Origin of the sequence: Frankia sp. AgKG'84/4, from assembly GCF_023242965.2 — a bacterium.
GTDB lineage: Bacteria > Actinomycetota > Actinomycetes > Frankiales > Frankiaceae > Frankia.
The window spans coordinates 1-9,385 of record NZ_JALKFU020000172.1 but is presented as its reverse complement, the minus strand read 5'-3'; the positions used below and the strand labels follow the sequence as shown (position 1 = coordinate 9,385).

General features: G+C 69.4%; 10 protein-coding genes. 7 read left to right on the top strand and 3 right to left on the bottom strand.

All coding sequences use genetic code 11. From position 1 onward, the window contains the following. Positions 1 to 1,671, top strand: a 1,671-nt coding sequence (locus MXD58_RS12850) for an ABC transporter ATP-binding protein (protein ID WP_250609346.1), incomplete at its 5' end; no start/stop codon positions are given. 158 nt (positions 1,672 to 1,829) lie between these two features. Here the strand turns inward: MXD58_RS12850 and MXD58_RS12845 are convergent. Both MXD58_RS12845 and MXD58_RS12840 read right to left on the bottom strand, forming a co-directional pair. Further along, on the bottom strand, positions 1,830 to 2,153 hold the full coding sequence (locus MXD58_RS12845; protein WP_248839000.1) for a type II toxin-antitoxin system PemK/MazF family toxin: 324 nt from the start codon (positions 2,151 to 2,153) through the stop codon (positions 1,830 to 1,832). Continuing rightward, positions 2,150 to 2,419, bottom strand: coding sequence for a hypothetical protein (locus MXD58_RS12840; RefSeq protein WP_011606673.1), 270 nt, complete (start codon positions 2,417 to 2,419; stop codon positions 2,150 to 2,152). Before MXD58_RS12840 ends, MXD58_RS12845 begins: the two co-directional genes overlap by 4 nt. 137 nt (positions 2,420 to 2,556) lie before the next feature. Here MXD58_RS12840 and MXD58_RS12835 point away from each other — a divergent pair, with 137 nt between their 5' ends. The 4 genes from MXD58_RS12835 (at position 2,557) to MXD58_RS12820 (ending at position 6,527) form a co-directional block, all read left to right on the top strand. Further along, entirely contained in the window at positions 2,557 to 2,793 is a 237-nt protein-coding gene (locus MXD58_RS12835) for an RNA polymerase sigma factor (protein ID WP_284678277.1), read from the top strand. Beyond that, on the top strand, positions 2,790 to 3,293 hold the full coding sequence (locus MXD58_RS12830; protein WP_248838998.1) for a BlaI/MecI/CopY family transcriptional regulator: 504 nt from the start codon (positions 2,790 to 2,792) through the stop codon (positions 3,291 to 3,293). The genes MXD58_RS12835 and MXD58_RS12830 overlap by 4 nt, the downstream gene beginning before the upstream one ends. 1,005 nt (positions 3,294 to 4,298) lie before the next feature. After that, positions 4,299 to 5,492 (top strand): sialidase family protein, encoded by a 1,194-nt coding sequence (locus tag MXD58_RS12825; RefSeq protein WP_250609344.1) that lies wholly within the window; start codon positions 4,299 to 4,301, stop codon positions 5,490 to 5,492. Positions 5,493 to 5,585: 93 nt separating this feature from the next. Then, positions 5,586 to 6,527: a hypothetical protein gene (locus MXD58_RS12820; RefSeq protein ID WP_248838996.1), complete on the top strand. Its 942-nt coding sequence runs from the start codon at positions 5,586 to 5,588 to the stop codon at positions 6,525 to 6,527. A gap of 49 nt (positions 6,528 to 6,576) precedes the next feature. Here the strand turns inward: MXD58_RS12820 and MXD58_RS12815 are convergent, their stop codons facing one another. Beyond that, complete coding sequence (locus tag MXD58_RS12815; RefSeq protein ID WP_248838995.1) at positions 6,577 to 7,029, bottom strand: cytidine/deoxycytidylate deaminase family protein; 453 nt, start codon at positions 7,027 to 7,029, stop codon at positions 6,577 to 6,579. A gap of 185 nt (positions 7,030 to 7,214) precedes the next feature. Here MXD58_RS12815 and MXD58_RS12810 point away from each other — a divergent pair, with 185 nt between their 5' ends. Beyond that, positions 7,215 to 8,414 (top strand): aminotransferase-like domain-containing protein, encoded by a 1,200-nt coding sequence (locus MXD58_RS12810; protein ID WP_248839074.1) that lies wholly within the window; start codon positions 7,215 to 7,217, stop codon positions 8,412 to 8,414. 26 nt (positions 8,415 to 8,440) lie between these two features. Next, a partial coding sequence (locus MXD58_RS12805; RefSeq protein ID WP_250609343.1) for a D-alanine--D-alanine ligase family protein occupies positions 8,441 to 9,385 on the top strand: 945 nt, incomplete at its 3' end.

The following is a 9,385-nucleotide window of genomic DNA, read 5'->3' as shown; positions in this document are numbered from 1 at the left end:
GTGCTGCGCGACGGCCCGACCCCGCAGCGCCTGCGCGCCGCGCTGCCGGCCCTGCTGCTCATCGTCGCCGCCGGCACGCTGCGCAGCGGCCTGGGCGCCGCCCAGAACCTGGTGCGGACCAGGCTCGGCCCGCGGGTGGACCGGGTCTGCCTGGTGCGGCTGCTCGAACTCGCCAGCCGCACCTCGGTGATGGCCTTCGACGACCCCCGTTTCGTCGACGACCTCGACGCCGCCGAGCGCGGCGCCGCCAGCGGGCGCCAACTCGTCGACAACGCCGTCGACATGCTCACCTGCGCGGTGCGGATCGCCGCGGCGGGCGGCGTGCTCGGCGTGCTGCACCCGGTGCTGCTGCCGCTGCTCGTCCTGTCGATCGTGCCGGACGGGTGGGCGTCGATGCGCGCCGCCCGCCTCGCCCACACCTCCTGGCTGGCGCAGATCCGCCAGGTCCGGCGCCAGTACATGCTGCGCTGGCACCTGACCGCCCGCGACTGCGCGGCGGAGATCCGCTCGTTCGGCCTCGGGCCGTTCCTGGTCGAGGAGTACACCTCACTCGCCCGCGAACAGGAGGCCGAGCAGATCCGGGTCGGCCGCGGCCAGGCGAAGTACCGGCTGACCGGCGAGGCGGTGTCCGGGCTCGCGCTCGGCGTCGTCTACGGCACGCTCATCATGCTGCTCGATGCCGGCGTCATGCCCCTGGCCGCTGCCGGCACCGCCGTGCTGGCGATCCGCACCGGCCGCGGCGCGCTCACCACCGCGCTGAGCACCCTCAACGACGCGTACGAGAACTTCCTGTACTTCGGCGAGTACCGCGCCTGGATGGCCCGGGCCGAGGACCTGGTGCCGCCCGCGCCGGTGCGCTCGGCGCCGGTCTCGCCGGGGGTGGTCCGGGTCGAGGACGTGCGCTACACCTACCCGCGCACCGACACCCCGGCCCTGCGCGGCGTCACCGTCGAGCTGCGCCGCGGCGAGGTCGTCGCCCTCGTCGGCGTCAACGGCAGCGGCAAGTCCACCCTCGCCAAGATCATCGCCGGGTTGTACGAGCCGGACGACGGCACGGTGAGCTGGGACGGCGTCGACCTGACGACCGTCGACCCGGACAGCGTCCGCGACCGGGTCGCGGTGATCCCGCAGGACTACACGCAGTGGCCGATGTCGGCCCGGATGAACATCGCCGTCGGCCGGGTCGACCGGCTCGCCGCCGAGGGCCCCGACAGCGTCCTTGCGGCCGCGCGGGCCACCGGCGCCGACGAGGTGATCGCCGCGCTGCCTCACGCGTACGACACGTCCCTGGCCCGGCAGTACAACTCCGGCCACGACCTGTCCGGTGGCCAGTGGCAGCGGATCGCCTGCGCCCGGGCCGTCTACCGCGACGCGCCGCTGATCGTCGCCGACGAGCCCTCGGCCGCCCTCGACGCCCGTGCCGAGCAGAGCCTGTTCGCCCTGATCCGCGACCTGGGCCGCGAACGCACGGTGCTGCTCATCACCCACCGCCTCGCCAGCGTCCGCACGGCCGACCGCATCTACGTCCTCGACGCCGGCACGGTCATTGACCAGGGTGACCACCACGACCTGATGTCCCGCCCCGGCCTGTACCGCGAACTGTTCATCCTCCAGGCCAGCCAGTACGTCGACACCGACCCGACCGACCTCGTACCGCTCTCAGGGTTCTGACCTGCATCTTTTTGGTGATCGGGCCGTACCCGGGTTGCATATTCCGCGCGGCTCGGCCGGGGCGGTAAGAACAGCTCGACGGGTCTGTCAGCTGTGTCGGACCTCCGTCTTCACCCGGTCGCGAGGGGAGGTCGATGTACGGGAGCCGGGCGATGCGCTCAGCGCAGCAGGCCGAGGTAGCGCGAGAGGGTGTGCTCGACCTGGGCCATGTCGTCGCGGGAGAGGTAGTCCACGAGTTCACCCGTGACATAGGAGCTGTCGATGGTGCGGATCTGGTCGATCAGGATCCTGGTCGACCGTCCCGTAATGATTACCTCTGGTCTGAAGGTGGACGCCTGCGCGCTGGTCGACGTGGGCACAATCGTGACCGTGGACCACGCGTTCTGCTCCATGCTCAGGACGAGGCCGAGTCGACGTCCCCGCTGTTCATGCCCGCGCTTGGCGTCGCCGAGGTCCACCGGGTATACGGCGCCGCGGATCACGGGTGGTCCTGGGACCTGGCTGGTACCGCGAGGTTCGTACCTGTGATCACGATGTTGCCGTTGGTGTCGTACTCCCACGCATCGGGCTCGGCGGACAGGTCCTCATTCCGCAGCCGGTGCATGTCCTCGCGGGCACGCACCTCCCACGCCTCCCGGTCCAGCAGTCGCAGAGCGCGCCGGATGACGTCACTGGTCTTCTCGTCCTGGCGGCGGTTGGCCTCAACGATCCGGAGGTCCTCTTCGGTGGGGCGGAATCCGACACTCATGACTCCACTGTACAACAAACGTACAACATCTGAGGAGGTCAGTGGACGCGCAGGGCAGGGGCATGTGTATCCCGGGGCTGGTACCGCCCGGCGACGCGTGGCCAGGGCACTGATCCGTTCCGCCCCGGCCGTGGGACCTGCCCGAGTCGGCCGTGTTGTCCCGCGAGATCCGTGTCCGGCTGCGGGCCGCGCTCGGCGCGCTACCCCCGCGGCAGCGCGCTGTCGTGCACCTGCGTGATGTGGAGGGTCTCGACGCGGCCGAGGTCTGCGCGCTGCTCGACATCGCGCCAGGCAACCAGCGCGTGCTGCTGCACCGCGGGCGGGCCAGGCTGCGTCAGGTTCTGGAGGACTACAGGGACGAGGAATCAGCGTGACCGGCGGTCTGGAGATCAACTGCGCCGAGCTCGTCGAGATCGTCACCGACTATCTGGACGGCGCACTCGACGCGAACACCCATCGCCGCTTCATCGAGCATCTCGACCTGTGCGACCCGGAGCGCCTTTGGCAGAACGCCTGGGACGCCTTGTCTGATCCGGATCGTTACCGAGTAGCGGGCGGAGTCGGCCGGGGTGCCGCCCGAAGCGCAGGGGCGGCATCGCCCGATACCGGCGGCGACGATCTTGCCTACACCACGGTGATGACGATTCTCAACCGGCAGCACGTCAAGGGGGAGGTGACCCGGGTGGCCCTGGGGCGTACATATCTGTATCAGCCAGCGCAGAACACGGCCCAGTTGACGGCGCGGCGGATGCGGGGGCAGCTGGAGCAGGTCGACGACACGAGTGGGGCGCTGGCCCGGTTTGTCGACACCCCGGACGCCGCGCAGGAGCAGGTGCTTCGGGATCTGCTGAGCTGGCCTCGACCGGAGGGCTGAGCAGTGTGCCTCGCCGTGTGCCTCGCCGGCGCGGCGGCCCTGGCGTTGCTGGTGGTGACGTCTACCGGACTACGTCGCTTCCGGCGCAGCACCCAGACAAACCCCGCATAGCCCCCTTCCGGGGGGCCACCCCGGGCAGGCGGACACCCCCACCGCCCTACCCCAGTCTGCGCCCACACCCCCAAACCAATGTGCGACAGGCTCGTCTACCAGCAGAAACAGGCCAGAGATGTGGAAGAGACTCGTATGTGCAACCCGGGGGCGGTACCGATCGTGTCGGTACCGCCATCAGGCCTCCGACCAGCATCTTCTTGATATTCAGGAAGCACTACGGCATCCCGCGCGACGAGGACATCGCTGCTCCGCTGCACAACGACTGAACGACCCCCGAAACACACCTTCGCCGGCCTCCGCTCGCGCTTCGCTGCCACCCGGCGATATCAACGTGCTGCTGCTCTGGCTCGCTTTCGTGTCTACCCGTCCGCAGTCCGGACGATCGCCTCGGAGGACTGCGAACCTCTTGTACGAACCGGCGAAATGCCGAGGTCACCGGGCCATCCGCATCATTGGCCAGGCAGGGACCGGCGGCTGCACATGGTGTCGACATGGTCCCGCCTGAAGGTGGGAGTGCGGGTAGCGAAAGCGGGTGGCGAGCTCTATCGTCATGGCTCCTCCTAATCTATCCGAGAGTGGCGTTCAGGCTGCCGGGTGATCGAGGACGGAACTGTTGGATGGGTACAGGAGGTGGTCATGCGCAGAGGGGTGCGGGTTTCCGCGCTGGTGCTGCTCTTAGCGGCACTGGCGTTCGGGGGTACGCCAAGGGCGGAGCCCGGCGCCGAGGCGGCGAATCGTCCTGAGGCCAGCCTGAACGTGAAACCGGTCAGTCTGGTTTCCGGGCTGCCGGCCGGCCTTCAGTGCACAAGAGCCCAAGATCATGGTCCGAACCGAACAAACGTACTGCCCTCGCTGTCCCAGGGCTGCTGGTATCCGACCGGCGTCAAGGACGTGTCGCCCTCGATCCAGATCTCGCGTACGGGGGTGCTTTTCATTGCCCGTGCGACGGGCGGCGTCCTGCGGTCGATCGACAGCGGCCGTCACTGGACGTCGGTACCCGTCCCGGATCTGGCCAACGGTGACAGCCACTCCGTGGGCGTGCACGGCTTCGTGCACATCGACACGCGGACCGACCGGCTCTACTACCTGACCAGCATGGCCGCCGCCTCCTGCGGTGGGACGTCCGGGTCGGTGGTGTCCTGGAGTGACAACCTCGGGGCCACCTGGACCGGCAGGACCATTGCCTGCGACACCTACGACTGGGGCAAGATCGTCACGGGGCCGGCTCCGCGGGGAAACCTGTACCCGAGCGCGATCTACTTTCTCGGCGTGGGGATCCACCAGGTGGGTGGGCAGCGCTTTGTCTATCGCTCGCTGGACGGCGGTGTGACGTTCCAGCGGATGGACAGGATCGCTTCGGCCACAACCGAGGGTGGCATCGGCGTGACGGCCGCGGACGGGACCATCTACTTCGACTATCCCGAGTTCACCGGCTTCGACCCCACCCGTTTCCAGAACACGACCTACCCGTGGATACCCGAGAACAAGTGCCGCCAGATGATCGCCGTGTCCCAGGACTACGGGGTGACCTGGCGGCAGCAGCCGGTACCGGGGAGTCTGGCCTGCGGTGAGCTGTCCGGAGCGCAGCGGGTGGCCGTCGACCAGGCCGGGACGGTCTACACGGTCTGGGTCGATGACACCGACACCCAGGTGCACATGTCCCTGTCCCGCGACCACGCACGCACGTGGACCACGCCGATCAACGTCACGGCGCCGGGAACGACGTTCTCACTGGCGAACTCGAACATCGTCGCCGGCGAGGCGGGCCACATCGCGATCGCCGGGCTGCAGATGACCGTGCCGACGCGGCCGACCAGCCCTCCCAACTTCCCCGGGCTCTACTACGGCCCCGCCCATGCGATCGTCACCCAGTCCTGGAACGCCACCGCGGTCAGGCCCCGCTTCACCACGGTCGACCTCGACCGCACCGGTGACCTCACCGTCGGCGACGGGAAGCTGGGCAACGAGGTGAACGCGTCCCTCGCCATGTCGTCCTTCGGTGTCGGTTGGGCGGTGTTCTCCCGCGGAACCAACGGCCCGATGGATCCGGGTGACATCGACGCGGTCCGGTTCTTCCCGCGCTGATCCAGGACCGCTTCGACGACAACACGCTGATCCAAGGAGTAAAAGGTGCTTCAACGGAGACGTATCGGGGCGGTGGCAACAGGACTGGCTCTGATGATGGCCACCACGGCGGCCTGCGCGACCGGAAGCGATCGCAACGTCGCCACGGGCGCGACCAGCACCCCCGCCGCGACGAACGTCGCATTAAGCCCACATGTCACTCAGCATCAGTTTCACGCCGGCGAATCATTCACATATTTCTATGATTCGACGGGTGCCACTTATGCGACACAGCAGGCGGCGGACGGTCAGGTCCCCCGGGTGACGGACCTGCAGAAGGTCGCGGAGATACGGGCCCTGGTCCGCATCTCCATCCTGTCCCAGGCGGGCAGGCTCGCGAAAAAATTCGAGCTGCTTGACACCCGCTACCGGGAGGTCGGCAAGGACGACACGCAGAGCGGTCGGCCGCCGGTCGCCTTCAGGACAATCCAGAGCCTGGTGCCCGGATTTCCGGCGGACTTCAGCTACACGTACCCGGTCGGCGGTGACAACGACGTCGCGCGGAACCTGAACGTCGTGTTCAAGGACCACCCGGATCCCCGCCTGTTCCAGCTCGTCGACATCTTCACCTGGCTCGGGGCGCCCGCCGGTATTCCGAGCACGCTGGGAGTGGGCCAGGTCATCATCAAGCCCCCGGTCGACGTCAATCTTTTCGGCGTGACCTTCCACAACAACAGCAGCGTGGTGAGCTTCGACCGCGTGGACCATGCGGACGGTGTGGATCAGGCCTACTTCAAGAACCAGACTCCTGGAAACTACTTCGAGGCTCTCGGCACCGACACGAACGTCCAGTCGACGTTCCATGTTCCGCTGACCGGGTCCGCGACCGGTCTGGTGTCCAACGGTGAGCTTCAGGAGTTGGCGTACCAGGGTGGGCGGGGAGGTACTCCCCGGACCGCCACGCAGCGACAGGTCTCGTTCGTGCTGCAGACCCTTGGTACGCGCAGCGCCGTCGATGCCTACACGTTCGATCTGAAGCCGAGGACCGCTTCGTAGGGCGCGGCTGCCGCCGACAGCGGCGTCCCGTCGACAGCTGAGTCGGGAGTCAGACCGACAGGTGAGAGTTCATGGCGCGGGCCTGCTCGCCGAGTTCCGGCAACTCCACGACCCTGATTCCGGCCTCGGCGAGCAGTTCGTAGCCCTGGCAGTCCGCGACGAAGAGGCTGGGTTCGCGCCAGGCGATGACCACTCGCGGGATCTTCGCCTCGAGGATGAGCTGTGTGCAGGTCCGGGGCCGGGACTTGCGCTGAGAGCAGGGTTCGAGGGTGCTGTAGATCGTGGCGGTGGCGAGCCGCGGGTCGTCGGCAGCGATCTTCGCGAGCGCGGACTCCTCCGCGTGCACGGCGTTGTCGACCTCGCGGGAGAACCCGAAGGCGATCTCCTCGTCGTTCTCATCGACGATCACGGCGCCGACGGAGTAGGCACTGGTGGCGGGTGGGCAGCGGTAGGCGAGTTCGATCGCCCGGGTCATCCAACGGTGGTCGTCGAGCTGGGGCATGGAGCGACTCGTCCTTCCCTGGGGCAGCGTGCCATTCGGCGACGGCGTCCTGTAGCGACGGCAGACTGGTCATGATGTCGTCGGAAGATGGATATCGGCGTGCGTTGTGCTGTGGGCTGGGGGTAGTGTCCCGCGCCGTGAGCTTGGACCGGTGGGAGCGGCGGTACGCCGCGCGTGCGCAGGGGATGGTCGCGTCCGAGGTCCGGGCCCTGTTCGCGGTCGCATCGCGCCCGGAGATCGTGTCGTTGGCGGGGGGCATGCCGGATGTCGCGGCGCTGCCGATGGACGTGATGGCGGCGACGATGTCGGATCTCGTGGCCGGGCAGGGGCCGACGGCGTTGCAGTACGGCTCCGCGCAGGGTGATCCCGGGTTGCGGGAGGCGCTGTGCGCGGTGATGGCGATGGAGGGCATCACCGCGGAGCCGGACAATGTGGTTGTCACGGTCGGGTCGCAGCAGGCGCTGGACCTGTTGGCGCGGATCTTCGTGGATCCCGGGGACGTGGTCCTCACCGAATCGCCGACGTACGTGACGGCGATCGCCACGTTCCGCGCGTGCCAGGCGGACCTGGTGTCGGTGGCGATGGATGACGACGGGCTGATCCCGGCGGCGCTGGCGCAGACGATCGCCCGGCTGGCCGCCGCCGGCCGCTGTCCGAAGCTGCTGTACACGGTGCCGACGTTCCAGAACCCGGCCGGGGTGACGCTCGCGGCCGAGCGGCGCGGGGCGGTGGTGGAGATCTGCCAGCGCGCCGGGGTCCTCATCGTCGAGGACAACCCGTACGGGCTGCTGGGGTTCGAGGGCGGGCCGATGCGCCCGCTGCGCGCCGACGCCCCCGAGGACGCGGTCGTCTACCTCGGGTCGATGTCGAAGACCCTGGCGCCGGGGCTGCGGGTCGGGTGGGCGCTGGCCCCGCCCGCGGTGAAGGACAAACTCGTGCTCGCCGCCGAGTCCGCGATGCTGTCCCACAGCGTCTTCGCGCAGCTCGTCGTGCAGCGTTACCTGAGCACCCAGCCGTGGGCGGATCAGCTCAAGGGGCTGCGGGTGATGTACCGGGCGCGTCGCGACGCGATGCTCGACGCGTTGGCCGTCGCGATGCCGGCGGGTGCCACGTGGACCCGGCCGGCGGGCGGGTTCTTCGTCTGGGTCACCCTGCCCGACGGGGTCGATACCCGGGCGATGCTGCCCCGCGCGATCGCCGCCCGCGTCGCCTACGTCCCCGGTATCGGATTCCACCCGGACGGCCAGGGCGCGAACACGATGCGACTGTCCTACTGTTTCCCACCGCCCGATCGGGTCGCGGAGGGCGTGCACCGGCTCGGCCGGGTACTGCGCCGCGAGCTCGCGCTGCTCGACATGTTCGGCCGGCCGGCGTCGCCGGCCTGACCCCAGGGTTTTCTGTGGAGGACACGATGACGGATCTGGGTCGGGTGCTCGTGCTCGCCGGCGGGCTGTCCGCCGAACGCGAGGTCTCTCTGCAGTCGGGCGCGCGCCTGCGTGACGCGCTGGTCCGCGCCGGCGTGGACGTGCACCTGCGGGACGTCGACGCCGGCCTGCTCGGCGGGCTCGCCGCCGAGCCACCGGCGGTCGTCTGGCCGGTGCTGCACGGCGTGTCCGGGGAGGACGGGACGCTGCAGGAGGTCCTCGAGATGTTCGGGGTGCCGTACGTGGGCGGGGTGCCCGCGGGTTGCCGCGCCGCGTTCGACAAGCCCACCGCGAAGGCCCTGCTCGCCTCGGCCGGCGTGCGCACACCGGCGTCGGTGTGCCTGCCCCGGGACGCGTTCGCCGATCTCGGTGCCGGCGCGCTCGTCGAGCGGATCGTGGCCCGCCTCGGGCTGCCGCTGGTGGTCAAGCCCCGCGCGGGTGGCAGCGCGATGGGTGTCAGCGTCGTCCGCGACGCGGCCGACCTCCCGGCCGCGCTGATGGCCGCGACCGGCTATCACGACTGGATCCTCGTCGAACAGGCCATCACCGGCGACGAGATCACCGTGGGCGTCGTCGACCTCGACGGCGCACCGGTCGCGCTGCCCGCCGTTGGGATCGCCCCGCACGGCGGCGCCTACGACTACGCCGCCCGCTACACCGCGGGCGGCGCCACGTTCACCACGCCCGCCGATCTCGCCCCGGCCGTCTCCGACGTGGCCGGCCAGGTCGCGCTCACCGCCCACCGGCTGCTGGGCCTGCGCGACCTCTCCCGCACCGACATGATCGTCGACGGGGACGGGGTGGTCTGGTACCTGGAGACGAACGTCGCGCCCGGCCAGACGGCGACCAGCACCTGGCTGCGAACTCGCCGGCCGGATCGCCGCGATCGCGCCCGTCTCCGGCGCCCTCGACACCGTCACGTGCACGCCGAG

Bases quoted from the DNA above. Each gene is read 5' to 3' on its own strand.
- MXD58_RS12840 (WP_011606673.1), bottom strand. From the start codon at position 2,419: ATGAGTGTCGGATTCCGCCCCACCGAAGAGGACCTCCGGATCGTTGAG.
- MXD58_RS12820 (WP_248838996.1), top strand. From the start codon at position 5,586: ATGATGGCCACCACGGCGGCCTGCGCGACCGGAAGCGATCGCAACGTC.
- MXD58_RS12815 (WP_248838995.1), bottom strand. From the start codon at position 7,029: ATGCCCCAGCTCGACGACCACCGTTGGATGACCCGGGCGATCGAACTC.
- MXD58_RS12810 (WP_248839074.1), top strand. From the start codon at position 7,215: ATGGTCGCGTCCGAGGTCCGGGCCCTGTTCGCGGTCGCATCGCGCCCG.